21 protein-coding genes are annotated in these 23,672 nt (G+C 69.8%); 14 read left to right on the top strand and 7 right to left on the bottom strand.

Features of this window, described 5'->3' with window-relative positions; all coding sequences use genetic code 11:
* Positions 1 to 47: 47 nt before the first annotated feature.
* Positions 48 to 3,470, bottom strand: coding sequence for a serine/threonine-protein kinase (locus LZ199_RS07250; RefSeq protein WP_253992904.1), 3,423 nt, complete (start codon positions 3,468 to 3,470; stop codon positions 48 to 50).
* 339 nt (positions 3,471 to 3,809) lie between these two features.
* Between LZ199_RS07250 and LZ199_RS07245 the strand changes: the two genes are divergently transcribed.
* The gene (locus tag LZ199_RS07245) at positions 3,810 to 5,558 is read left to right on the top strand and encodes a sigma-54-dependent transcriptional regulator (protein ID WP_323389308.1); all 1,749 of its coding nucleotides are present in this window, start codon (positions 3,810 to 3,812) and stop codon (positions 5,556 to 5,558) included.
* Between the two features lie 82 nt (positions 5,559 to 5,640).
* Positions 5,641 to 6,444, top strand: a complete 804-nt coding sequence (locus LZ199_RS07240) for an SDR family NAD(P)-dependent oxidoreductase (RefSeq protein ID WP_253992903.1) — start codon at positions 5,641 to 5,643, stop codon at positions 6,442 to 6,444.
* On the opposite strand, the gene LZ199_RS07235 is transcribed toward LZ199_RS07240, so the two are convergent.
* The 5 genes from LZ199_RS07235 to LZ199_RS07215 form a co-directional block, all read right to left on the bottom strand.
* Positions 6,414 to 7,235, bottom strand: coding sequence for a biliverdin-producing heme oxygenase (locus LZ199_RS07235; protein WP_253992902.1), 822 nt, complete (start codon positions 7,233 to 7,235; stop codon positions 6,414 to 6,416). The genes LZ199_RS07240 and LZ199_RS07235 overlap by 31 nt on opposite strands.
* Positions 7,232 to 7,480 (bottom strand): hypothetical protein, encoded by a 249-nt coding sequence (locus LZ199_RS07230; protein WP_253992901.1) that lies wholly within the window; start codon positions 7,478 to 7,480, stop codon positions 7,232 to 7,234. The genes LZ199_RS07235 and LZ199_RS07230 overlap by 4 nt, the downstream gene beginning before the upstream one ends.
* Before the next feature lie 94 nt (positions 7,481 to 7,574).
* Complete coding sequence (locus LZ199_RS07225; RefSeq protein ID WP_253992900.1) at positions 7,575 to 8,207, bottom strand: GDYXXLXY domain-containing protein; 633 nt, start codon at positions 8,205 to 8,207, stop codon at positions 7,575 to 7,577.
* Entirely contained in the window at positions 8,207 to 9,313 is a 1,107-nt protein-coding gene (locus LZ199_RS07220; protein WP_253992899.1) for a DUF4401 domain-containing protein, read from the bottom strand. Before LZ199_RS07220 ends, LZ199_RS07225 begins: the two co-directional genes overlap by 1 nt.
* A gap of 1 nt (position 9,314) precedes the next feature.
* The gene (locus LZ199_RS07215; protein ID WP_253992898.1) at positions 9,315 to 10,325 is read right to left on the bottom strand and encodes a DUF2157 domain-containing protein; all 1,011 of its coding nucleotides are present in this window, start codon (positions 10,323 to 10,325) and stop codon (positions 9,315 to 9,317) included.
* A gap of 134 nt (positions 10,326 to 10,459) precedes the next feature.
* Between LZ199_RS07215 and LZ199_RS07210 the strand changes: the two genes are divergently transcribed.
* From LZ199_RS07210 to LZ199_RS07200, 3 genes are read left to right on the top strand one after another with little or no spacing between them, the layout of a single operon-like run.
* On the top strand, positions 10,460 to 11,290 hold the full coding sequence (locus LZ199_RS07210) for a hypothetical protein (RefSeq protein WP_253992897.1): 831 nt from the start codon (positions 10,460 to 10,462) through the stop codon (positions 11,288 to 11,290).
* Positions 11,287 to 12,204, top strand: coding sequence for a type VI immunity family protein (locus tag LZ199_RS07205; protein WP_253992896.1), 918 nt, complete (start codon positions 11,287 to 11,289; stop codon positions 12,202 to 12,204). The genes LZ199_RS07210 and LZ199_RS07205 overlap by 4 nt, the downstream gene beginning before the upstream one ends.
* A gap of 23 nt (positions 12,205 to 12,227) precedes the next feature.
* Positions 12,228 to 13,637: a M14 family metallopeptidase gene (locus LZ199_RS07200; protein ID WP_253992895.1), complete on the top strand. Its 1,410-nt coding sequence runs from the start codon at positions 12,228 to 12,230 to the stop codon at positions 13,635 to 13,637.
* 12 nt (positions 13,638 to 13,649) lie between these two features.
* Here LZ199_RS07200 and LZ199_RS07195 read toward each other — a convergent pair whose 3' ends face one another.
* Positions 13,650 to 14,555, bottom strand: coding sequence for an alpha/beta fold hydrolase (locus LZ199_RS07195; RefSeq protein ID WP_253992894.1), 906 nt, complete (start codon positions 14,553 to 14,555; stop codon positions 13,650 to 13,652).
* 184 nt (positions 14,556 to 14,739) lie between these two features.
* Between LZ199_RS07195 and LZ199_RS07190 the strand changes: the two genes are divergently transcribed.
* The 9 genes from LZ199_RS07190 (at position 14,740) to LZ199_RS07150 (ending at position 23,670) form a co-directional block, all read left to right on the top strand.
* On the top strand, positions 14,740 to 15,729 hold the full coding sequence (locus tag LZ199_RS07190; RefSeq protein ID WP_141648836.1) for an AAA family ATPase: 990 nt from the start codon (positions 14,740 to 14,742) through the stop codon (positions 15,727 to 15,729).
* Positions 15,730 to 15,747: 18 nt separating this feature from the next.
* On the top strand, positions 15,748 to 16,629 hold the full coding sequence (locus LZ199_RS07185) for a DUF58 domain-containing protein (protein ID WP_163865272.1): 882 nt from the start codon (positions 15,748 to 15,750) through the stop codon (positions 16,627 to 16,629).
* Positions 16,626 to 17,624: a BatD family protein gene (locus LZ199_RS07180; protein WP_253992893.1), complete on the top strand. Its 999-nt coding sequence runs from the start codon at positions 16,626 to 16,628 to the stop codon at positions 17,622 to 17,624. Before LZ199_RS07185 ends, LZ199_RS07180 begins: the two co-directional genes overlap by 4 nt.
* Positions 17,599 to 18,609: a vWA domain-containing protein gene (locus tag LZ199_RS07175; protein ID WP_253992892.1), complete on the top strand. Its 1,011-nt coding sequence runs from the start codon at positions 17,599 to 17,601 to the stop codon at positions 18,607 to 18,609. Before LZ199_RS07180 ends, LZ199_RS07175 begins: the two co-directional genes overlap by 26 nt.
* A complete protein-coding gene (locus LZ199_RS07170) occupies positions 18,606 to 19,664 on the top strand; it encodes a VWA domain-containing protein (RefSeq protein WP_253992891.1) in 1,059 nt (352 codons plus the stop codon). The genes LZ199_RS07175 and LZ199_RS07170 overlap by 4 nt, the downstream gene beginning before the upstream one ends.
* A complete protein-coding gene (locus tag LZ199_RS07165) occupies positions 19,661 to 20,653 on the top strand; it encodes a tetratricopeptide repeat protein (protein WP_253992890.1) in 993 nt (330 codons plus the stop codon). The genes LZ199_RS07170 and LZ199_RS07165 overlap by 4 nt, the downstream gene beginning before the upstream one ends.
* Entirely contained in the window at positions 20,637 to 22,496 is a 1,860-nt protein-coding gene (locus LZ199_RS07160) for a BatD family protein (protein WP_253992889.1), read from the top strand. Before LZ199_RS07165 ends, LZ199_RS07160 begins: the two co-directional genes overlap by 17 nt.
* Positions 22,493 to 23,203, top strand: a complete 711-nt coding sequence (locus LZ199_RS07155; protein WP_253992888.1) for an SH3 domain-containing protein — start codon at positions 22,493 to 22,495, stop codon at positions 23,201 to 23,203. Before LZ199_RS07160 ends, LZ199_RS07155 begins: the two co-directional genes overlap by 4 nt.
* Before the next feature lie 98 nt (positions 23,204 to 23,301).
* A complete protein-coding gene (locus tag LZ199_RS07150) occupies positions 23,302 to 23,670 on the top strand; it encodes an STAS domain-containing protein (protein ID WP_253992887.1) in 369 nt (122 codons plus the stop codon).
* The last annotated feature ends 2 nt before the right edge of the window (positions 23,671 to 23,672 follow it).

Below are 23,672 nucleotides of genomic sequence, written 5' to 3'. Positions count from 1 at the left end.
ACGGGCCTTGAGCCCGTGACGAGAGAAGGAGCACGTCGGTCAATCCGTCACAGATAGCAGAGTCGCAGCGCTGACTCACACGCCTGTCGCAACATCGCCAGCGCGTCCTCCAGGCGCCGCTCGTCCTGGTGCTCCAGTGCCTTCGACAGCGGCTGGGAGAGCGCGTCGGGAAGCCGCTGCTGGTGGCTGGCGAGCAGCGCCCGGGCGTGCTCCAGGGCCTCGGGCAGTCGGCCCGCCTCCAGCTCCACGGAGAGCAGGGTCCAGCGCGCCAGCCACTGGAAGGGATACACGAGCGACAGGGGCTGCCACAGGCGCAGCGCCTCCGTGGCGGCTTCCCGCGCCAGCGCGGTGTCTCCGGCTCGCGAGGCCACCCAGGCCCGCTGGGCATGCGCCGCGCCCAGGTAGTCGGCCATGCCGGAGCGGGTGGCCAGCTCCAGGGTTCGCGTCGTCGTCTCGCTCGCGGCGGCCACCTGGCCTCGCAGCCGCAGGATGACGGTGAGGTAGCTGAGGCACCGCGTCTGCAACGTCACGTCTCCCAGGCGCTCGGCGCCCTTGAGCGCCTCTTCCATCCAGGACTGCGCCTCATCCAGGGCGCCATGGAAGAGCAACACCATGGCGACCACGCACCGGGCTCCCGCGTGCTCAGCGTCCCCCTCTGCCTCCAACGCGGCTTCCGCGTAGGCCCGGGCGTGGGCCACGGTCTCCGTCGATGCCTGGTAGCGTTCGCTGCGCAGTTGCATCTGTACCAGCGAGTTGAAGAAGCGCGCGCGCTGCAGGGGCGTGCCATGGGCCCGCATCACCGGGCGCACGCCCTCGACAAGGGCCCGCATCTCGTCGAGCTGGGCCAGCCAGTAGTGCACCGTGATTCGCTCGCCCTGCAGTTGCACCCACTCATGCCACCACGCGGCCTCACGCTGGCCGGGGGCGGAGGAGACGCTGTCGGGCATCGGGCCCAGCTCGACTTGAGCCCGGGCGTAGACGCGCAGCGCTTCCTCGTTCTGATGGTGCGTCTGCAAGGACTTGCCCACCTTCCGCAGCACGTTGGCGCGATGGACACGCTGGCTTTGCTCAATCCGTGCCAGGGCCTCCAGGAACGCCTGCCGTGCTTCGTCCTGTCGCCCGGTGAGCGCGAGCACCTCGCCCAATCCCTCCCAGACTGTGTCCAGCGCCAGCGTGCTCGCGTCCACGTCGGACGCGTCCGCGTTCCTGGCGGACGCCGCGGCCTCGCGGATGGCGGCCTCGTAGAAGGTGATTGCATCGCCGTTGGCGTACGCCGCGCGCGCCGAGTCACCCGCGCGCGAGAACCACACACTGGCTCGGCCCGGCACGCCCGCGCGAGACCAGTGGTGGGCGAGCCCCGCCGCATGAGGCGTCAGTCCCGTCGACGTGCCTGTCTGGCGCAGCTCCAACCCCTGGGCGCAGCGCAGATGCAGCACGCGGCGAGGCTCGGGGTCGATGCGCGCGTAGGCGACCTCGCGCAGCTTGTCGTGGACGAAGCGCAGTCGCCCGCCACCGGACTCCTCCAGCACCTGCCGACGGCGCAGCTCCTCCACCGCCTCCAGGCCCGCGCTCTCCGGCAGCGCGGCGGTGGCGAGCAGCAGCTCACCGTCCAGCTCGCGTCCCAGCACCGACGCCACCTCCGCCAGCACGCGGCCATCCGGGCCCAAATCGGACAGGCGTCGTTCGATGAGCTCGGCGATGCTGCCCGGCAGGGGCAGGGGACGGCTGCCCGCGCTGCCTCCGGCCTCGAAGAGCCACTCCCCAGAGGGCGCGCGAAAGAGCAGGCCGGCGTCGATGGCGGCGCGCAGGTACTCGGCGATGAAGAAGGGATTGCCGCTCGTCTCGCGCACCAGCGCGTCGACGAAGGGGCCGGGCACCTCGCGCAGCGCCAGCATGCCGCGCACCATCTTCCCCGCGCTGGTGGCATCCAGCCGGCCCACCTCCACGCTCACCGCGTCCGGCGCGCCCACCACCGCGCGCAGGGCCGCTCCCATCTCGTCCATCCGATACGTGCCGACGAGCAGCACGGGACGCGACGCCAGGTGTCGCGCGTCCAGCTCCAGCAGGAAGCTCAGCGTCAGCTCATCCGCCCACTGGAGGTCATCGAGCACCAGCAGCAACGGCTGCGCCTCCGCGAAGGCCCGCAGCGTCTCGCGCAGCGCCGCCAGCACGCGCGCGCGCGCCTCCGGAGCGGGCAGGGGCGCGGGCTCGGGTTGCTCGCGCTGGCCGGGGAGTTGAATCAGGGACGGCTCATACGCGGCGAGCACGCGGCCGCGCGGACCCAGCAGTCGCTCCGCTTCGGCGGCGCCTCGCTCGTTGCACCGGTCCGCCACCGCCAGCAGCAGCGGGCGCAGCGGATGGAGGGGCGAGGCATGCAGGTCCGCGCCGCCCATGGCCACCGGGACGCACTCGCCCGCCACCACCGTCATGCGCCGCCAGCCGGCCTCCGATGCCAGCTCCAGCGCCAGCCGCGTCTTGCCCGAGCCACTCTCTCCGCCGAGGAAGACGCGGCCTCCCTGGCCTCGCGCCGCCGCGTCCAGCGCCGCCGTCAGTCGCCCCAGCTCGCCTCCGCGCCCGGCCAGGTCCGGACGGTAGAGGTAGGCCGGCGTCCGGGGCATGGTGGTGGCGCCCTCGTCGCCTTCCTCCGCGCCCAGCGCCTCCAGCGCGGACGACACGTCCTCCGCGTAGCCCGGCCTGTCTTGGGGGCGCTTGGCGAGCAGCCGCAGCACCAGCACGTCCAGCTCCGCGGGCACCCCCTCCACTCGCAGCGATGGGGGGACCGGGGCCAGGTGCAGGTGCTGGTGGGGCAGCGGCCCCTCCCGGCCGGGGATGAAGGGTGGCCGGCCGGTGAGCTGCTCATAGAGGATGCAGCCCAGGGCGTAGAGGTCGGCGCGGGCATCCACGTAGTCGCCCCGGAGCTGCTCGGGCGCCATGTACGTGTCGCTCCCCACCACGGCGCCACTGACCTCCAGCGTCTCCCTTCCCCGCGAACCGCCGAACCGCGCGGCGATGCCGAAGTCCACCAGCACCGGCGTCCCATCAGGACGCAGGAAGACGTTCTCCGGCTTCAGATCTCGATGCACCAGGCCGTTGGCGTGGAGGAAGGACAGGGCCGAGCACAACCTCCGCGCCAGGGTGAGCGTTGCGTTCAACCGGGACGCAGCCAGTGGGCCGGGCGGGGGGGTGGAAGTGGCCCCCCGGAGCGTCTGTCCCCGGAGCAATTCCATGGCATACCAGGGCAGTCCCCCCGCCACGCCCTCCGCGACGATGCGTACGACTCCAGGGTGCCTGAGGCGTCGCAACGCATGGATTTCCCGACGGATGCTGGCCAGCGGCACCTCGGTGGCCGCACGCACCGTCTTGACGGCCACCGCCTCTCCGGACTCCGGATTCCACCCCCGGTAGACGACTCCCATGCCTCCCTGGCCGAGCACCTCGAGCAGCTCGTAGGGACCGATTTTCGCTCCCACGCCAGGCACCTCTGGGAGTCTCGCTGGCGCCGTCATAGAGGGGTTGAGCATAGCGACACCCCCTGGCACGTCCCATCTGCGTCGCGTCTGGACGCAGCTGCGTTCCACTTGGACGCGCTTTCGGGCCTCCAGCGCCCCCCTTCCACGTCAACCCCCTGAAAAGACATGGAACAGGGTGTTGGCATGAGTCACGCATGGTGCATTCGCGTGGCGCCGCGAGCAACCGGGCGCCCAGCCGTCAGCGAGTTCGGGAACGCGGAAGGAGGGGCCGCTCCTTCCGCGTTCTTCATCTCCGCTACACTGCCTCCTTCCGAAGCGGCCCTTGGCGGGTACTCTCGGATGGCACCGGACGGAGGCGAGTGGATGCACGAGGAGATGCCGCAGCTCATGAGCGCGCTGCGGGGGGCGAAGGATTTCGAGACGGCCGCGGCCACCACCCTGAAGCGCATGTTGGCCGTTGCCCAGGACGCTGTTGCGTCCAGTCGGTACGCAGCCCGCGCCCGAGTGCTCCGAGGAATCGTCCATTTGCGCCCCGGTGAGGCCTATCGTCGCCTCGCCGCGCTGGATGTGGGAGCCACTGAGATTACGGATGCGAGTGTGGGGACCCCGTTCTTCACCTCGGCCACGGCGTGGCGCGCTGTCGTCGAGCACCGCTGCGCGGTGTCCATCGACGTCAACGTGGGCACGGTGCAGCCGCACGCACCGGACGCGCCCGTGACGGGTGACCCGGGACTGGCGGGCTTCCACAGCAACGAGAGCCGCCAGCGCTTCCTGGGGCGCCATGCGACGCACGTCTGTGTGCTGCCGCTGCGCACGCCGGGCGGCAGCATCGAGGGGATGATCTCCCTGGAGGCCGACTGTCTGGCCGCGATGGGCCAGGAGTTCGTCTGGCGCGACGTCGGCGAGCAGCTCCAGTTGCTCGCGGACGTGGCCTCGCCGTACCTCGCGGGCCTGCCGCAGCGGCCCGTGGCCACGCCGGAGGTCGACGAGTATCTGCCCGTGGTGGGCCGCTCCATGGCGGAGCTGTTGCCCATCCTGCGCGTCTTCGCGTTGCAGGATGAGACCATCCTCATCAGCGGCGCGACGGGCGCGGGCAAGTCGCGGCTGGCGCGCTGGTGCCACGAGCGCTCCAACCGCCGCGCCAAGCCCTTCGAGACGTTGGACCTGGTGACGGTGCCCGAGGACCTCCAGATGGCGGAGCTCTTCGGCTGGAAGAAGGGCGCCTTCACCGGCGCGGTGAGGGACGCCCCCGGCAGCGTGGCGCGCGCGGATGGCGGCACGCTGTTCATCGACGAAATCGACAAGCTGTCGCTGAAGGCGCAAGCGGGCCTGCTGCACCTCTTGGAGTCGCGCAGCTACCGGCCGCTGGGCGAGGGCACCGGTGAGCGACAGGCGGACGTGCGCTTCATCATCGGCACCAACGCGGACCTGCACGCCGAGGTGCGCGCGGGCCGCTTCCGCGAGGACCTCTACTACCGCGTCAACGTGTTGCCGGTGCGCATGCCGGCCCTGCAGGAGCGCCAGGACGAGATTCCGCTCTGGGCCCAGTACATGGTGAACCGCCGCCACCGCGAGCGCTCACCCGAGGGCAACGCGCGGGTGACGCAGGACGCGGAGCGGCTGCTCGTGGGCAGCTCGTGGCCGGGCAACCTGCGGCAGCTCGACAACATCGTCCGCCGCGCCTACACGCTGGCCATGGTGGAGCACGCCGTCTCCGGTGGAGAGCTGGTGCTCCACGAGAAGCACGTCGCGCGGGCGCTCGACTACGAGCAGGCACCGGGGAGCAAGCCGTTGCCGGAGGCGCTGCGGGCCGCCGCGCAGGCGTTCGTCGCGGAGGCACGTCGTCGCAACGCGCCGTTGGACCTGGACCTCGCGGACGCGTTCCGCGGCCTGGTGCTGGGCATGGCCATCCGTCAGGTGGGCCGTGACGACGGCTTCAAGCTGCTCGGCCGCGAGAGCCTGGTGAAGAACCGCAACCACCACAAGGCGCTCAAGCGCGAGCTGGAGAAGGTGGAGGCGCTCTACAAGGCGCTCGGTGAGGAAAGCTCGCCCTTCGCGGACCTGCTCTCCGAGGACGAGGCGGCCTGAGTCCGGCCAGTGGCCCGCGGTACAATCCTCGTCGAGAGGAGCCGTTGCTAGCTTCCGGGTTCACGATGCCCGGGGGTGAACCGTGAAGCTCCTCTCGAACAGCGCCATCGTCACCGGTGGCGCGCAGGGAATCGGTCTGGGTGTCGCCTCGCGCCTCATGCGCGAGGGCACCAGCGTGCTGGTTTTCGGACGAACGGAGACGAAGGTGGCGGATGCCGCCGAGCGTCTCAATCGCGAGGCGGAGGGGCGTGCTCGCGCCGTGCCCTTCGCCGGCGACGTGTGTCGGGCGGAGGACGTCGCGCGCGCCCACGCGTTCGCCACTTCGCAACTGGGGCTGCCCGGCATCCTGGTGAACAACGCGGGCTCGCTCTCCCTGACGCTGCTCGTGGACCTGCCCGAGGAGGAGCTGGACCGCGTGCTCGCGGTGAACCTCAAGGGCCCCTTCCTGATGATGAAGACGTTCGCCCGCGCGCTCATCGCCGAGAAGCGGCCTGGCGCGGTGGTGAACATCTCCTCCGTCTGCCAGGAGGTGGTGACGGAGGGGTTCGCCCACTACTCCGCCTCCAAGGCCGCACTGGCTCAGTTGTCGCGGTCAGCCGCCGTGGAGCTGGGGCGCCATGGCATCCGCGTCAACGTCGTCGCGCCGGGCGCCACCCTCACGCCCGTGGCCGCCGCCTTCATCGAGGAGCCGTCGGTGCGCCGCGAGCTGCTCGCTCGCACCCCCCTGGGCCGCGCCCATGGGATGCCCGAGGACGTGGCCCGCGCCGTCGCCTTCCTGTGCTCCGAGGAGTCCTCCTGGGTGACGGGAGAGAGCCTCTTCGTGGACGGAGGCAGCCACTTGCGGGGCCTGCACAGCTACTGGGACACGCTGAATCCGCCCCGGTAGCCGCCGCTCGGAGCAGGCGCGATGCCCGTCGCGCCCCGCGCCAGCTCGTCACACACGAGCGCCTGGAGCCGGAAGGCCATGCGCGCCTCCTGGATGATTTCGCGCGCCTCGTCCTCCTCCAGCTCCAGCCCGTCGATGCGGGAGTGGAGCCGCACGCGAAACTCCGTCAGCTCCCCGGGCGTGGCCGCGCCGTGGAACAGGGTGCCGCGCGAGTCCTCCAGCTCGAAGGCCCGGGCGATGACGCGCGCGCGCTCCGGCGCCGCGAAGAAGTCCAGCACGCACCGCGCATAGACATGGGCCACGAGCAGGTGCGGCGCGTCCTCCGCCACCTCGCGCAGCCGCTCCGCGTGAAGGCGCGTCTCCACGCACGCGAAGGTCTCCGTGCGCGTCTCGCCGCAGAAGTAGGCCAGGTCCGCCTCCAGCGCGGTGGCCCGGCGCAGCTCCGGCATCAGCAACACGGGCGTCAGCGCGGTGCGCGCCACGCGCGGCAGCACGCTCTCGTACGTCGAGTAGAGCAGGTGGAGCTGGCGCAGGTAGCTGACGTAGTGCTGGGCCTGGACGAACTGGCCGTAGATGCCGTCCCAGGTGTCCACGAAGAGGGCCTGCGTGAAGACGGAGCGCTCGGCCTGCTCGTGGGCCCGCGCCGTGCCTTCCGCGAGCAACACGGACAGGGGCGCCGCCGTCACGCGGGGCGCATCCGGGGCGAGCGCCTCCGCCTCGCTCTCGTTCAAGCGCCGCACGCGCGCGGACTGCTCCGTCCGAGACACCCGCAGGGTGCCGGTGGCGCTCACTGCTTCCACCCGCCGAGCAGTGACGGCGCGGACTCGGAGTCGGACTCCTCGGCGTGCCTGCGCTCGGGCTCATCCAGGTTCTGTAGCGCCTCCGCCATCGTCAGGCCAATGGCGCGCAGCACTTCCTCCTCCACCCGAATCGTCACCGGCCCCAGGGCCAGATGGATGTGACCACAGGTGCAGCGCGTCACCTCGGCGCATGGCCCCCGCGCGAGCACCCTCTTGCCGCATCCCTGACCGAGCATCCCGTGTCTCCTTGATTTTGATTTTGATTATCGAAATCAACAAGATGATGCGCGAAACCCGGACGGGAGTCAATCCCGGGAGGTTCCGGTGGGGTTACGGCGTGTCGGTGGGAGACGGTGGCGTGTCGTTGGCGGGCGCCGCTTCAATTTCGGTGGGAGCCGCTTCCAGGTCGGTGGGCACCATTTCCATGTCGGTGGGAGACGGTGCCGTGTCGTCGGTGGGTGCCGCTACCGTGTCGGGCCCGGCGCCGAGCGGCTGGCGTTGCTCGTCCCTGAGTCCGACGAGGACGCTGGAGCCGTTGGCGGCGGCGCGCAGCTCGCCGTAGCGCGCCCGGGCGTAGCGGTCCGCGTGGCCTTCCTGGAAGAAGAAGGACTCGGCGCCCAGTCGTGTCCTGCCGTCGCGTCGGCGATAGCGCAGCTTGAACTCGCCGGGAGTGAGGGGCTGGTCGGGGCTGTCGATGCGCACGAAGCGGCCGACGCCGTGTTCATCCAGGTTGAGCACGAGCAGGCCGGAGCTGGGGCCGCTGGGGCCGTCGGCGTTGAGGGCGCGGCTGACGGCGTAGTCGAGCACCATGTAGTCGCCCTGCATCAGCGAGCGCGGGTCCCTGGGGGCCAGCTCCAGCAGCACCGTCTGCCCGGTGGCGAGGATGTGCTCCTTCTGGGCGACGAGACCCAACGGAACGAGGAGCGCGAGCGCGAGTCCGAGGAAGAAGAGCTTCGAGCGCATCAGTGTGCCTCCGCCGTCGTCGTGGGGGCCGTGGGGGGACGCCGCGAGAGGGCCTGGCGGAGCGCGAGGAAGACGAGGCCGCTGCCCGCCAGCGCGATGGCCTTGGCCAGCAGGGTGAGCCCCAGGTCGTAGTAGTACCAGCCGCCCGAGGCGAGCAGGAACGCGATGGCGATGCCGAGCAGGATGTTGCTGCGGCGGTGGAAGCCGAGCGTCAGCAGGCCCACGGCGGTGATGACGGCGGGCGTGTGAGGGGTGAGCAGGGCCGTCACGGTGAGCGCGGCGAAGACGGCGGCGCCCGCTCCGCCCGCGGGGTCCAGCTTCAGCTCCTTCATGACGCTCCACGCGGTGAAGAAGGTGATGGCGGTGAGGCCCAGGGTGAGGGCGGGGAGGGGCAGGGCCGCGCGCTCGAAGAACCAGGTGCCGACGACGTCGGGGATGCCTCGCGCGAGCAGCACCAGCGGGATTCCGCTCGCGAGCGCGAAGCCGACGGGGCCGACGAGGTCGCCGCGAGGGCCGGCCGTCAGGCGTGACTGGAAGAGGAAGAGGCCGTGCATGAGCGCCGCGCACGCGAGGATGCCCACGTCCAGGCCCACGCCGCCCAGTCCGTCCCAGAGGAGGAACAGCGCCGCGCCGCCCATGTTGAGCGTGGCGAGGAAGCGCAGGATGGGGTCGGGGAAGGTGAAGAGCAGCGCCGCGCAGACGATGAAGTGGGCGATGGCGGGGATGCTCTCGTCGCGGGCCAGCATGGCGACGCCGGTGGTGATGAGGCCCACGCCGGCCAGGGCGAGCGCGAGGGCGAGCTGTTCGAGGAACGCGCCCTGGCCCGAGCGTCGGAGGAAGGTGGCGCCGACGCCGAGCAGGACGCCGAGGACGAGGAAGGCGGCCTCTTCCTTGTAGAGGCCGGTGCAGCCGAAGAAGCTCAGCAGGAAGCCGGCGGCAATCCATGCGCCGAAGCCCGCGAGGGCTTTGACGAACCAGGGGGTGGCGGTGCTGGTGCGCTGGTGGACTTCCAGGGTGGCGAGCGCGCGGGCCTCGGCGTGTTCGTCGAGCTGACCTTCGCGTTGGAGTCCTTGGAGGACGTCTCGGAGGGAGGGACGCAGGGACATGTCAGGACTCCTCGGAGGCGCCGGTGGCGCGGGCCTCGGCGCGCAGCCAGCCGACGGCGAGCGCGACCTGACCGATGACGACGAAGGGAAGGATGAAGAGGGTGAGCTCGTCGGCATGCATGTCGGAGATGAGGATGCGGCCGACGGCGGTGGTGACGAGCGTCATCAGGCACAGCACACCGAGGGTGAGCAGGAACAGCTCGCCGCGAAGGTAGCGGTGGAGTGCGTAGTCGGCGGCGAAGGTCGCGAACAACAGGAGGAGGGCGACGACGGCGCCGGGGCCGACTTCGGAGGGGATGAGGATGAAGGCCTCCGCGGCGGCGAGGAGCGGGGCGATGGTCATCACCGCGAGCACGCGAGGCATCCACCGGTCCTGGAGCCAGGGGATGCGAAGGTTGGCGAAGTGTTCGTAGGTGGCCCAGGCGAAGCCGTTGAGGAGACCCAAGGCCACCGCGAGCCAGGTGATGAGCCGGTCCGAGTCTCCGAGGACCTGTTGTTGGAAGAGGATGAGGCCGGTGTTGGCGAGGACTGCGAGCAGCAGCCACAGGGGTGGGAAGCGCGACATGGCGACCCACGGGAGGATGAGGACGGCCCAGCCGACGAACAGCTCATACGGGTCCGCACCCGTCTGATAGGCCTGTCCGTAGACGGCGAGCAGCGCGCCGACGAGGACGGCGGAGGCGAGCAGGCAGAACTGGCCGGCGAGCTTGTCGCCGAGCTTGCGAGCGCCCAGCGCGGTGCCGGCGATGGCGGCGGCGATGAGGCCCATCTTGCCGAAGCGGTGCAGGGCGGCCCAGTTGTACGCGAAGAAGTAGATGACGCCGGAGAGCACCAGCAGCGAGCCGAGTGCCAGGAGCGTGGACGACACGAAGCGGCGCCACTCATCGGCGGGAGGCGAGGCGGTGGACAGGGAGAGCGCGCGCTCCAGGTTGGATGGAGGGATGACTCTGGCGTCCGTCAGCGCGCGGAGGCGCTCGGGTGTCGCATCGAGGTCGAGCAGGTCTTTCGGCACGGCCGGGCAGTGTAGCCAAGACGCGGTCGACGCGGGGGCCGCGCGGACGAAGGGGAGCCCAAGCAGGCGTGGTAGGTTGCCCGCGTCGCGAGCAGTCGAGGTCGGGTGGTGCCGTTCAAGAGGGAGCGGAGTCCATGTCCCAGGTCTCACGTGCCGCGCTTCGAGCCGTGACGTGGTGCATCTGCGTGCTGTTGGCCGGGTGCTCGACGACGGGCACGGGACGGCACGCACGGTCAGGTCGCTACGAGCAGACGGTGGACTCGGCGACGAACGCGTGTCTGCGAAATCCCGCTTGTTACACGCAAGTGGGAGAGGATGCAGTGTTGCCGTGGCTGTCGCGCGCTGCTTCGGTGGCGCGGACGGTGGTCGCGACGCTCCGGTTCCTGGAGGAGGCGGAACTGGCCCAGGTGGAGGCGGTGCTCATGGACTGTGCGAGGCAGGCCAACTTCGAGGTGAATGAACGGATGTTGGGGGAAGGGAAGAGGCCGACGCGGGAGTGGTGCGCGAAAGAGGCGCGGCGCGATGCCAGGAACAACGTGGTGACGTGGGCCATGGAAATGGGGAGCGCCAAGCACGAGGTCGCGCTGGAGTGCGCCCGAGCGCGATTGGGTGAGCGGTTCCCGGAGAACTTCAGCGTGGAGCCTCGTTACTACCCGGATGCGAGGACGGGGCTGCGACTGCTCGACCCGGACGAGGTGCGGCGCTGGCTCACGGATGGACTGTTCCATCTCCTCGCGGGCACTTTGGTTCCCGATGTCGTGATTCACGCGCAAGGGGACCCGCTGAAGGCGCAGACGGCCTATGACTTCAAGTTTCCCTGTGCGAGTCAGAGCGAACCTTTGTGGAGCCCCTATCCGAGGGGCGGTCCCCACTCGACGCAGGACCAGGGGGACGCCTACTTGAAGCTGCTGATGCTGCAAATGAAGCCGGCTCGTGTCTCTCCGGCATGGGGGATTTCACGATGAAACGCTCTCCTCGAATCCGCGCGCATCAAGACATCGAGGGCGAGGCCTTCATCGTCCTGCGAGACAGCGTGAGCATCACGTTCTATCTCCCGTGCGAACACGTCCTGATTTCCAATCGGGTCCGACATGCCTTGGACGTCTATCGCCGCGCAGTGGGAATGGACGCGTTGGACGAGTTCGACACCCAGGAGGGCGAATGGGACTATCTCGACGAAAAGGGCTGGGCGCGGGTTGATGAGTTGCTGGCGCGCCCCCACTCCTCGCGCGTTCATTTGAGAGGTCGCCGAGGAGATGAGCTGGCTTTTGGATTCACATACCTGGGCAAGTCACTGGAGGACCCGCTCGCACGGTCTTGGGGGCTCGTACCGACTTCCGCGGTGGAGTTCTGGCTGCCCACGGAGTTTCTGGAGACGCATGGACCCGAGCGGGTGCGCACCCTGGCACTGGAATTGGCGGAAGGGCTTCCATTCAACTCAGGCGAGGTCGGGCTCGCATTCCGGATGCGAGGATGGCTCCAGAGCAACACTCCACTGGTTCGTGCCGCTGCGGCTCGTTACCCTGGCATCAGTCTGTCTGGAATGGATGAACTCACCGACCGGTTGGGCAAGCGGATTCGTGGACCGGCCTGGCTTACATTCTTGGGTTCGCAGTTTCTGGACGAGCTGGGTGGGAGCTCAGGACTTCGTGACTGCTTGACGTCACAAAAGACCATGATGCGGGAGCTTGACGGTACTCGCGTCATGGTGTCCCTCGGCGAGGGGCCCGAGGCTGGAGACCTGGAGGCTGGAGACACACTGCCACACTACCGTGAGCTGGCACGCGTGCTGGAACCGTGGCTCTACAGGCACGAAGGTCCCTGGGGAAACCTCACCCCGGAAGAAATCCGTCGCTGGGAGCGCCGCTTCCTTGATTGACTCGCGACGGTAAGGACACCGCCATGCTCCACGTCGGACGCAGTCGCTACAGTCGCTTCGTCGCCCGCTGCTGCCTCATCGCCACCTGGAGTCTCGCCGGCGCCGTCCACGCCGCGCAGTCCGCCGCTCCCGCCATGTCCTCCTCTCCCTCCGTCACCATTCCCACACCCCAGGCGCTCGCGGCGCAGTGGGAACAGGTCCATTCAAAGGCGCTCCCAGTAGCGCCACTCGTCCAGCACCCCGACGTGGAGCAACACCTCAAGGCCCTCCAGGCCCGCGCTCCCGACCTCTTCCAATTGGAGGTCGCCGGACACTCGGTGGAGGGCCGCGCGCTCTACCACGTCACCCTGGGCACCGGCCCCCGTCACATCCTCCTCTGGTCGCAGATGCACGGCGACGAGCCCACCGCGACCACCGCGCTGCTGGACCTCTTCGAGTACCTCCGCACCCATCGCGAGGAACCCTGGGTCTCTCGACTGCTTTCCAGCCTCACCCTGCACGCAGTGCCCATGCTCAACCCCGACGGCGCCGAGCGCTTCCAGCGTCGCAACGCCCAGGGCATCGACATCAACCGGGATGCGCTCGCGCTCCAGACGCCCGAGGCCCGCACGCTCAAGTCCCTGCGCGACAAGCTCCAGCCCTCCGTCGGCTTCAACCTCCACAACCAGGGCTGGCGTCACGCCGTGGGTGACACCGGTCGTCCCGCCTCCATCTCCCTGCTCGCCCCCGCCTTCGACCGCGCCCGGAGCGACAACCCCGGACGCATCCTCGCGAAGAAGGTCTGCGCGGTGATTCGAGACGCCGTGGAGACGCTCGCGCCAGGGCAGGTGGGCCGCTACGACGACTCCTTCGAGGTGCGTGCCTTCGGCGACAACATGACGCTCTGGGGAACGCCCACCGTCCTCATCGAGACCGGCGCGTGGCTGTCCCTGCCGCCCGACGAGCCCCTCGTCCGCCTCAACTTCGTCGCGCTCGCCACGGCCCTCGATGCCCTCGCGAGTGGCCAGGCCGAAAAGGCCGACGTCGCCCGCTATGACTCCATCCCCGAGAACGAGAGCTCCGGCCTCGTCCACCTCCTGCTCAAGGGCGTCGGCATGTTCGGCGCGGACGGCAAGCCCTTCACGGGCGACGTGGGCATCGCCGTCAGTCGCGCTGTGCGAGGGCAGGGCAAGAAGCTCCAGCTCGCGCACGTCGGCAAGGTGGAGGAGCTGGGCGACCTGCGCATCCTCGGAGCGCTTGAGACCGTGGACGGCAAGGGACTCTTCGTCGTGCCGCTGACGGGCAAGGGCGCGAAGCCCGGGGACACGTACCGGCTCACGCGCCCTGCGAAGCAGTCCCTGTCCCTGGGCCAGCGCGCGGACCTGATGCTCCTGAAGCCGCTGGAGTCCTCCGACACCTACCGCATCGAGCGCGTCATCCGCTTCGACCCCTGAGCCGTCCGCGCGCTACGGCGCCTCCGCCTCCAGGAACGCCTTCAGCTCCGGGAGCACGCGCTCCGGACGCTCCTGGTGAGGACTGTGCGCCGCATCCACGCGCAGCAACCGGGCCCGAGGAAACCGCCGCACAGCCTCCTCGGCGAGCGACAGGGGCAGGACGTCCTCACGCTCACCCCAGATGAGCAGCACGGGCACCTTCACCTCCGCCAGTCGCTCCCTGTGGTGGAACACAGGCCCCGTCAGGGGCACCAGTCGATTGAAGGCCCGGGTCGCCGCGTCGCGCCCGCCCGGAGCAGACACCAGCTCGTACCCCAGCTCCCCGAGCCGCTGTCCCAGGGGCGTCGGCACCGGAGGCATCATCCGCGCCCAGGCCCAGGGACCCAGCGAGCGCGCGAGTCGCTCCGGCCCCGCGTGGAAGAAGACGCGCGCCTTGCGCTCCAACTCCGGACCCAACCCCATGCCGTCCACCAGCACCAGCCGCTCCACCGGCACGCGAGCCCGCAGCGCCAGCTCCAGCCCCACCAGCCCGCCCAGCGAGTGACCCACCACCGCCACCGGCCCGGGGGCGAGCTGCTCCAGCAGCGCCTCCACGGGGGCCGTGAAGAAGCGCACCCCCTCCTCGGCCGAGCGGACGGGCCCCTCGCCAGGAGACGACATCCCGAAGCCGGGCAGGTCCACCGCCAGCACCCGGTGTCCCCGCGCCAGGGCCGTCAGGTAAGCGAACCACGTGGAGGCCGCCCCACCGCGCCCATGGAGGAGCACCACCGTGGGGCCCTGTCCCCCCTCCAACACCCTCAGCGCGCCGCCTCCCGGCACCCAGTGCACCGTCGCCTTCACCCCGGGGGAGAGCTGAGCCAGGAGGCTGGCCTCCACCGGGCCCGCCGTGGGGGACTTCGCCAGGGGGGAGCCCTTCATGAGGGGCTCCGGGTCCCCACCAGGCGGCGCGGAGTGCTACAGAGGGTGGGGGGAGTGGGGGCCATGGGGTGGAGCCCTCCGGGGGGCCGGCTCGGAACTTACTGGAATGCCCGGCCTTTTGCGGTGTTGAGCCCGATACCCGGTCAACCCTAGGCTGCCCGCCGCCAGTCCTTACCGAGGCGTCATGAACACGGACATCCGCGCGCTAAACGAACGCGTGCAGCAGGAAAGCAGCTTCGTCGAGGTCCTCAACCAGGAAACCGGCAAGGTCATCGTCGGCCAGCGCTACATGCTGGAGCGCATCCTCATCGGCTTCTTGTGCAATGGCCACGTGCTGCTGGAAGGCGTGCCCGGTCTCGCCAAGACGCTCACCGTGCGCACCGTGGCGGACGCCCTCAGCGCCAGCTTCATGCGCATCCAGTTCACCCCGGACCTGCTGCCCGCCGACGTGGTGGGCACGATGATCTACAACCAGCAGGCGGCGAACTTCACCGTCCGCAAGGGCCCCATCTTCGCCAACATCGTCCTCGCCGACGAAATCAACCGCGCCCCCGCCAAGGTGCAGTCCGCCCTGCTGGAGGCCATGGCCGAGCGACAGGTGACGATTGGCGACCAGACCTTCGGGCTGCCCTCTCCCTTCCTCGTCCTCGCCACGCAGAACCCCATCGAGCAGGAGGGCACCTATCCGCTGCCCGAAGCGCAGGTGGACCGCTTCATGCTCAAGGTGAAGGTGGGCTACCCCACGCGCGACGAAGAGAAGGTCATCATGGACCGCATGTCCGGTGGCACGACTCCGCGCGCGCAGAAGGTCATCGCGGTGGAGCACCTCATCCGCGCCCGCGAGCTCGTCCACCAAATCTACATGGACGAGAAGGTGAAGGAGTACATCCTCAACGTGGTGTTCGCCACGCGCGAGCCCGGCAAGTACGGCCTCAAGGACCTGGCGGACTACATCCAGTTCGGCGCCTCTCCGCGCGCCACCATCTCCCTGGCGCAGGCCGCGCGCGCGCACGCCTTCCTGCGCCACCGCGGCTTCGTGACGCCCGAGGACGTCAAGGCCATCGCCTTCGACGTGCTCCGCCACCGCATCGCCATGACGTACGAGGCGGAGGCCGAGGACCTCACTCCGGAGAAAATCATCCAGCGCGTGTTTGATCGCGTCGAAGTTCCCTGACCGCCCGACGAGCGCCCCGTGCTGCCCAAGGACCTCATCCGCCGCATCCGCAAGCTGGAGATTCGCACCCGCAAGGTGGTCTCCGACATGCTCGCGGGCCAGTACCACTCGGTCTTCAAGGGCCGAGGCATGGCCTTCTCCGAGGTGCGGCAGTACCAGCCCGGGGATGAGATTCGCATCATCGACTGGAACGTCACCGCGCGCATGAATGAGGCCTACGTCAAGGTCTTCACCGAGGAGCGCGAGCTGACGGTGATGCTCCTGGTCGACGTGTCGGCCTCCAAGGAGTTCGGCTCGCGCGAGCGCACCAAGTCGGAAATCGCCGCGGAGGTCGCCGCGCAGATTGCCTTCAGCGCGATTGCGAACAACGACCGGGTGGGGCTCATCCTCTTCTCGGACCGGGTGGAGAAGGTGGTGCCGCCGCGCAAGGGTCGCACGCACGTGCTGCGCCTGGTGAGCGACATCCTCACCTTCCAGCCGGTGGGCAAGGGAACCAACCTGTCCACGGGCCTGACGTACCTGACGCAGGTGGCGAAGCGGAAGGCCGTCACCTTCCTCGTCTCCGACTTCCAGGCGCGCGACTACGAGAAGCCGCTGCGGCTGGTGGGGCGCAAGCACGACCTCGTCCCCGTAGTGGTGGAGGACCCGTTCGAGGAGGCCTTCCCGCGCCTGGGGCTGGTGGAGATGGAGGACCCCGAGACGGGGGCGCGCTTCGTCGTGGACACGAGCGACCCGGGCGTGCGCGGCCGCTATGCCCGGGCGATGCAGGGCGCGCGCGATGAGCGCCGCAAGCTCTTCAAGAAGCTGGAGCTGGACCACGTGGAGCTGCGCGCCGGAGATGACCACGGCAAGGCGCTCGCGCAGTTCTTCCGCGCGCGGGCCCGGAGGATGGCGGCATGAGCCGGTGGATGGCCCTGCTCGCGGTGCTGCTGTGCCTGGGGACACTTCCGTCGGGGGCCCAGGCCCAGCCGACTCCTCCCGGTGCGCCCGCGCATGAGGTGACGCAGCCCCTGGACGTGTCGGTGCGCGTGGACCCGCAGCAGGTCCGCATCGGCGAGCCATTCACGTACCACGTGGTGCTCACGCATCCGAAGGACCACCGCTACGAGCTGGCGGTGCCCAAGGAGACGGGCGACTTCGAGTTCCTGGACCAGACGCGCCAGCGTCATGACGGGGCGGACTCGGCCACCACGACGTTCGCCGTGCGCCTGTCCGCCTTCGCGCTGGGCACGGTGCAGGTGCCGCCGCTTGAGTTCGACGTGGCCACGCCGGAGGGGCCGCGTCACTACTCGCTGCCGGGCCGTCAGGTGGAGGTGGCCGCCACGCTGCCTCCCGACGCGGAGGGCAAGGGCGCGGACCTGTTCGACTTCCAGCCGCCGCAAGAGGTGCCCATCCGCTCGTGGCGGCTGGTGCTGACGCTGCTGGGCGTGCTCGCCGCGGGCCTCATGGCGTGGGCGCTGTGGCGCTGGTGGAAGAACCGCCCCACGCATGTGAATCTGCCGCCGCCCTTGCCGCTGGATGTGCGCACGCGCAAGGCGCTGGACTCGCTCAAGGCGGAGAACCTGCCGGGGCGCGGCCACGTGAAGGACTACTACTTCCGCCTGTCCGAAATCCTCCGAGGCTACCTGGGCGAGCGCTACGGCTTCGAGGCGCTGGAGTGCACCAGCACGGAGCTGATGGCCTCGCTGCGCAAGCTGTCGCCGCCCGGGCTCCCCGAGGACAAGCTGATGCGCTTCGTGTCCGAGTCGGACATGGTGAAGTACGCCCGGGCGGACTCCTCGCCCGAGAGCTGCCGAGACGCGCTGCTGTTCGGCTACGAACTCATCGACAAGACCTACGTTCCGCCCCCGCCGCCTCAGGCTCCCGCCAATGCCGCCGCTCCCCGCGTTCAATAACCCCGAGGCGCTCTGGGGACTGCTGCTCGTGCCGCTCCTGCTGGTGCAGGCCTGGCGGGAGCGTCGCAACCGCGCGCCCCTGCGCTTCTCCGCGGCGAACGTGTTCGCCCGAAGTGGCAAGGGCCTGCGCACGTACATGCTGCCGCTCCTGCCGCTCTTGCGCGCGGTGGCTGTCGCGGCGGCGGTGCTCGCCATCGCCCGGCCCCAGGTGCGCGACTCGCGCGTGCGGGACTTGTCGGTGGAGGGCATCGACATCGTGGTGGCGTTGGACCTGTCCACCTCCATGGAGGCGGGTGACTTCCGGCCGCAGAACCGCCTGCACGTCGCCAAGGAAGTGCTCAGCGAGTTCATCGCCAACCGGGTGAACGACCGCATCGGCCTGGTCGTCTTCGCGGGCGCGGCGTACACGCAGGCGCCGCTGACGCTGGACTACGGCGTGCTGAAGGAAGTCATCAAGCAGCTGCGCACCCGCGTGCTGGAGGACGGCACGGCCATTGGTGATGCGCTCGCCACGTCGCTCAACCGCCTGCGGAACTCGGAGGCGAAGAGCCGCGTCGTGGTGCTGATTACGGACGGCGACAACAACGCGGGGAAGCTGTCCCCCATGGACTCCGCGAACATGGCGCAGGCGCTCCATGTGCCCATCTACACCATCCTCGTGGGCAAGGGCGGCAAGGTGCCCTTCCCGCAGGGGACGGACCTGTTCGGCAACACCGTGTGGCGCGAGACGGAGATTCCCATCAACCCGGAGCTGATGCAGGACATCGCGGACCGCACGGGCGGCGAGTACTACCGCGCCACCGACCCCGAGGGACTGCGTCGGGGACTCCAGAAGGTGCTCGACTCGCTGGAGCGCTCCAAGCTGATGGAGGGTGGCGCGTCCGCGACGTACCGTGAGGAGTTCCATCCGTTCCTCCTGGCCGCCTTTGGTCTCGCCGCGCTGGAGCTTCTCCTGAGGGCCACTTTCCTGAGGGTCTTCCCGTGACGCCCGTGGAACCCTGGCGCTTCACCCTGCTCGGCTATCAGGCGGGAATCGCCCAGCCCGTGTTCCTGGGCCTCGTGCTGGTGGGCCTGTTGCTGGGGCTGCTCGCGCTGACGCTGTCGTTGCGGCGCCGCTCGCGGGTCCGCGCGGTGCTGCATGAGCGGCACGCCGAGCGCTTCACGCCGGGCATCTCCGTGTGGCGTCCGGCCACGCAGGGGAGCCTGTATGGCCTGGGGCTGGCGCTGTTCGGCTTCGCGCTGGCGCAGCCGCAGTGTGGCACCAAGAGCGAGCTGACGAAGCGGCGCGGCATCGACGTGGTGGTGGCGCTGGATGCGTCCAAGTCCATGCTCGCGCGCGACGTGCAGCCCAGCCGGCTGGAGCGCGCCAAGCTGGAGCTGACGACGCTCCTGGACGAGCTGAAGGGCGACCGCGTGGGCCTGGTCGTCTTCGCGGGGGATGCGTTCATCCAGTCGCCGCTGACGTCGGACTACTCGGCGGTGAAGCTGTTCCTGCGCGCGGTGGACCCGGAGGTCATGCCCCAGGGCGGCACCAACGTGGGCGCGGCGCTGCGACTCGCAAGCCAGGTGCTGGAGAACGCGGACCGCGGCTCGAAGGAGCGCGTGGTGGTGCTGCTGTCGGATGGCGAGGACCTGGTCGGCGAGGTGGGCGAGTCCACCGACGCGCTGAAGGAAGCGGGCGTCCAGGTGCTGGCGGTGGGCGTGGGCTCCGAGTCCGGCGAGCCCATCCCCGTCTACGACAGGCGCGGCGAGTTCGCGGACTACAAGAAGGATTCGGCGGGCGACACGGTGATTACGCGCCTGGACCGCGCGGGGTTGACGGCCATCGCGGAGGCCACGGGCGGGGCCTTCTTCTTCCAGCCGCGCGGCGTGGCGATGAGCCAGGTGGTGGAGCGCATCGACCAGATGCAGAAGAGCGAGCTCGAGAGTCGGGTGACGGTCCGCTACGACGAGCGCTTCCAGTCCTTCGCCATTCCCGGACTGGTGCTGCTCGCGCTGGGGATGATGTTGCTGCCGTCCACGCGCGGGAGGTCGTCATGAGCACGAACCTCGGGGCGCGGGTGCTGGTGTGCGTGGCGTGTCTCGTGCTGCCGCTGTCGGCGTTCGGCGCGGGTCCGCTGGAGAGAGATCATCCGTTGGTGCAGCAGGGCCGCGAGGCGTACCTGGCGGGCCGCTACGAGGAGGCGCTGAAGGCGTTCGAGGACGCGAAGAAGGAGCGTCCCAATGACCCGGCGGTGGACTTCAACCGGGGCGATGCACTGGCGAAGCTGGGCCGGGTGAAGGACGCGCAGGAGGTCTTCCGCGGTGTGACGGAGTCCAACCGTCCCGACCTGCGACAGAAGGCCTGGTACAACCTGGGCAACCTGGCCGCGACGACGGGCGACAGGGTGGAGGCGCTGAAGTCCTACCGACGCGCGCTGACCCTGGACCCGCAGGACATGCAGGCCCGGCACAACTACGAGGTGGTGCTGCGCAACCTTCCTCCGCCGCAGGACAACTCGGCGGATGGCGGCTCGGACGGGGGTGGCGACTCCGGCACGGATGGCGGGAAACCCGACGGCGGCGAGGACGGTGGCACCAAGGCGGACGGCGGCAGCCCCGTGGATGGCGGGGGCACCGACGGTGGCGAGGATGGTGGCTCGGACGGTGGTGCCGATGGCGGCGCTGACGGTGGCGCGGATGGCGGGGGAGATGGCGGCGCGGACGGTGGTGGGGACGGCGGCGCGGATGGTGGCGACGGCGGGCAGGAGGGTCCTCCGCAGAAGGGTGATGGCGGCAGCGACGGTGGCGCCGACGGCGGTGAGGATGACGGCGAGGGCGACCCGAAGGACGGCGGGACGGATGGGGGCAGCGAGTCGGAGGGTGACGCGGACGAGTCGCACTCGGATGGTGGAGTGAGTCCATCGGAGCTGGACCGGCAGGAAGCGGAGCGCCTGCTGGATGCGATGAAGCAGAACGAGAAGAATCTCCAGCTCTGGCGTTTCCAGCAGAAGAAGAAGCAGAGGAAGGCCAATGAGAAGGACTGGTAGCAGCGGCCCCGTGGCGGTGCTCGTCGGGCTGGCCCTGCTGGCCTCGTCGCCGGCGTGGGCGGCGGGCCTTGAGTTCTACCAGACGGTGAACCGCGAGGAGGTGGGCAGCGAGGACACCTTCCTGCTCACGGTGGTGACGGTGGATGCACCCGCCGACGCCAAGGTGAAGCTGCCGTCATCGGACGACTTCGAGGTCGTCAACAGCTCGCGCAGCACGCAGCGCTCCGTCTCCTGGTCTGGTGGAGGTCCCGCCAACATCCAGGACGTCACCAAGTACGTGCTGGTGATGCGGGCCAATCGCGCGGGGAAGCTGACGATTCCTCCGTCGGAGATGACGACGGGGGGCAAGACGCACCGCACGGAGTCCGTGCGCATCGACGTGAAGCCGGGGCGGCTGGGCCCGCCTCCCGCGCAAGCCGGGCGGCAGCGCCTGCCGGACCCGTTCTCCAACACGCCCTCGCGCCTGCCGGACCCGTTCGCGGACGAGCCGGAGGACGAGCCCACCATTCCCCGAGGAGACTCGGACCTGTTCCTGCGCTCGAGCCTGGACCGGGACGAAATCTTCGTGGGCGAGCAGGTGACGCTGTCGCTCTACATCTACTCGCGCGTGGACCTGTCCAGCGTGGACGCCGTCACCATGCCCAAGCTGGAGGGCTTCTGGACGGAGGAGGTGGAGAGCCCCACGCAGTTGTCGGGCGAGCAGAAGGTCGTCGACGGCGTGCCGTACCGCGCCTATCTGCTGCGTCGCCGCGCGCTCTTCCCGGTGAAGTCGGGCACGCTGAGCATCTCCCCGGCGGAGGCGGACATCACCACGGGCTTCCTCTTCGCGGGACACCGTGTGCACCGCGTGTCCAACGGGCTCAAGGTGAAGGTGGCGCCGCTGCCTCCCGGTGCGCCGCAGGGCATGTCCAACGCGAACGTGGGCCAGTGGCGGCTGTCGGTGGACGTGTCGCAGACGCGCGTGGAGTTGGGTCAGCCCGTCACGGTGAAGGTCATCCTGGAGGGCACGGGCAACGTGAAGAACGTCACCCCGCCGAAGCTCACGGGCCCCGCCGCGCTGAAAATCTATGACCCCACGACGACGGACAAGGTGACGCCGCAGCGCAACCGGGTGCAGGGCCGCCGCGTGGTGGAGTACCTGGTGATGCCCCAGCGCACGGGCACCTTCACGCTGCCGGGGTTGGAGTTTCCCTTCTTCGATGCGCGCACGCGCAAATACGAGGTCGCGAGCACGGACCCCATCACCGTCACGGTGGAGTCCGCGGCGGGCGGCACGGCGCCACCTCCCTCGACGTCCGCGCACGTGGCGGACTCCGCCAACGAGCAGAAGAACGTGCTGACGTCCGGTGGGCTGCGGCCGGTGCGCTACCAAGCGCGCTTCGTCGCGCCGTCCGAGCCGCTGTGGAAGCGCGGCTTCTTCGTGCCGCTGGTGCTGGCTCCGCTGGGGCTGCTGGCGGGCGCGGCGCTCCTGGGGGGCGTGCGGGGCCGCCTGGCGACGCGCACCGAAGCGGACAAGGGACGCCAGCAGGCGAAGGCCGCGCGCAAGCGACTGGCGGAGGCGGAGAAGCTGCGGGCCGGCGCGGACGCGGGGGCCTTCTACACCGAGGTGGAGAAGGCGCTGCACGGCTTCCTGGGCGCGCGCCTGGGCGGTCCGGTGATTGGCCTCACGCGCGAGGCGATTGGTGAGCGCATGACGGCGGCGGGCGTGGCGCAGGAGCGTCGCGCGCGGGTGCTGTACGTGCTGGAGGCCTGTGACTTGGGCCGCTATGGCGGTGGGGGTGATGCCGCCGCGCGACAGAAGGTGATGGATGCCGCGGTCGCGGCCATGGAGGGCTGGGCGTGAGCGAGTACTACTCACCGGAAGAGGCGCAGGACGTCTTCCTGAAAGCCAACGAGGCCTACGCGCGAGAGGACTACGCGGCGGCGCAAGCGGGCTACGAGAAGCTCCTCTCGCACGGCCATGGCGGCGCGGACGTCCTCTACAACCTGGGCACCACGCACCTGGCGCGGGGAGACCTGGGCCGGGCGGTGCTCTCGCTGGAGCAGGCCCGGAAGCAGGGCGGCCGCGCGCCGGACCTGGAGGCCAATCTGGCGGTGGCGCGCGCGCGTCAGGTGGACAAGGTGGTGGGCGCCACGGCGGAGGAGGAGTTCCTCCCGCGTGTGACGGCGGCTACCGAGGGCAGCGTGGTGGCGTGGACCTTCCTGGGCACCTGGGTGGGCGCGCTGCTGCTCCTGCTGGTGTGGCGGTGGCTGACGCCGGGCCGTCGCACGGGCGTGGGGGTGGTGGCCGCGCTGTTGTTCGCCGTGGCGGTGCCCTCGGGCGTGCTGCTGGCTGCGCACGCTTGGGTGGACGAGACGGTGCATGAGGCGGTGGTGCTGTCGCCCACGCTGGTGGCGCGGGAGCTGCCGCAGCCGAGCGCGCGCTCCATCTTCGAGGTGCATGCGGGCCTCAAGGTGCGGCTGCTGGAGGAGACCGGGCGCTTCGTGCGCATCCGTCTGCCCAACGGCCTGGAGGGCTGGGCCGAGCGCGAGGGCGTGGCGGAAATCTGAGCGTTCCGCCGCACCGTCACGAAACCTGGAAGCGCGCGCCCCGCCGGGAGTAGAGTGTCTTTAAGGAATAGCTTGTTTTCCTTGGAGGTCGTGGCCCCGTGTTCGAAGTAGAGGCCCTTGTCGGGAAGAACCGACTGGTGGTGCGCATCTGGGGAGACATCGCCAAGGAAGAAGCCCAGCGCGTCGGTGACGCGGCGGTGCGGGCCATTGACCGGCTGCATCCTCGGTTCGACCTGTTGTCGGACCTGAAGGGCGTGACGTCATTGGACCCGGAGGGCACGGTGCAGTTGCGGCGCATCATGGAGGCCGCGAAGGCCCGGGGGTTCGGTCGCGTGGTGCGGGTGGTGGGCCGCTCGCTGGATGCGGCGCTCGTGTTCGGGCGCACCAGTCGCGAGCTGGGCTACGACGCGCACCTGGCCTTCTCGCTGGAGGAGGCGGAGCGCCTGCTGGACAACGGCGCTCCTTGAGC

Source organism: Myxococcus qinghaiensis (genome assembly GCF_024198215.1).
GTDB lineage: Bacteria > Myxococcota > Myxococcia > Myxococcales > Myxococcaceae > Myxococcus > Myxococcus qinghaiensis.
Note: the sequence above shows the minus strand (reverse complement) of the source record. Positions and strands in the feature narration are given on the sequence as shown.